The 902-nt window shown below is 42.0% G+C and carries 1 protein-coding gene and 1 pseudogene; both read left to right on the top strand.

All coding sequences use genetic code 11. The annotated features are described in order from the left end of the window. Positions 1-234, top strand: a pseudogene (locus A3766_RS31655) (succinylglutamate desuccinylase); the annotation flags it as partial. Then, the gene (locus A3766_RS26790; RefSeq protein ID WP_082880487.1) at positions 224-754 is read left to right on the top strand and encodes a RimK/LysX family protein; all 531 of its coding nucleotides are present in this window, start codon (positions 224-226) and stop codon (positions 752-754) included. The pseudogene A3766_RS31655 and the gene A3766_RS26790, both read left to right, overlap by 11 nt. The last annotated feature ends 148 nt before the right edge of the window (positions 755-902 follow it).

Here is a 902-nt window from a genome sequence, read left to right on the forward strand (position 1 = left end):
GAGAAAGGCGATGCGCTGGCAGATATTCAAGACCCGTTTGGTCGAGTATTAGACACCATCACGAGTCATGCTAAGGGTATTATTATTGGTAAACAGAACATCCCATTAGCACAGGAGGGTGAAGCATTATTTCATATTGCTTATTTTTCCAAGCCAAACGAAGTGGCTGAAAATCTAGAGCTAATGAATGACAATTTGGTCAGTGAATCCGAGGTATTGTTAAATGAGCCATGATAACTTTTCAAAGAATGGAAACCTAAGTGAGGAGCAAACAATTGTGGGAAGTTCCTTCGCGAAATACCTTGATGGAAAGATCTTACTGGGTGCAGTCGAGTACGCTGACCTACCTGGACTACATTTATTCAACGTTCAGGTAAGAGTTGACACCGGCGCTAACAACTCATCTTTGCACGTCGAAAATATTGAGTATGAAGAGAGGGATAATGAAACTTGGGTCAGTTTTGATTTACCAAAGGATGTCTTTCCTGACCGAAGGGCGAGTAGACGGTCAGCAAAACTCGTCGACAAAAGGCTTGTTAAAACCAATAATGAGGCTAAAGAGAAGCGTTGCTTGATTGAAGCGAGTGTCTGCATTGGGAAAAGTCATTGGACGATACCCATCACCTTAACTGACCGCTCTAATATGCGATATCCTATGTTGCTGGGTCGCACCGCAATGGCAGGACGAGCGCTTGTGGACCCCGAGTCGGAGTATATCCAGAGTGAAGATAGAATGAGCGTAAACTATGAATAGCTTATGCTCGTAGACAGACAATAAGTATGAAGTTGAAGCAAAGTATTCTTGAGGTAAAAAATGTTTGATGAGCTTTTGGCCTGGTTTTCAATGTACAAAGTAAATGTGTTGCTAACGTTGGTTATCATCATTATCTACGGCTTTTTTA

Source organism: Oleiphilus sp. HI0132, assembly GCF_001635845.1.

Excerpts from the sequence above, each read along its gene's own strand:
- A3766_RS26790 (WP_082880487.1), top strand. The coding sequence starts at position 224 with ATGAGCCATGATAACTTTTCAAAGAATGGAAACCTAAGTGAGGAGCAA.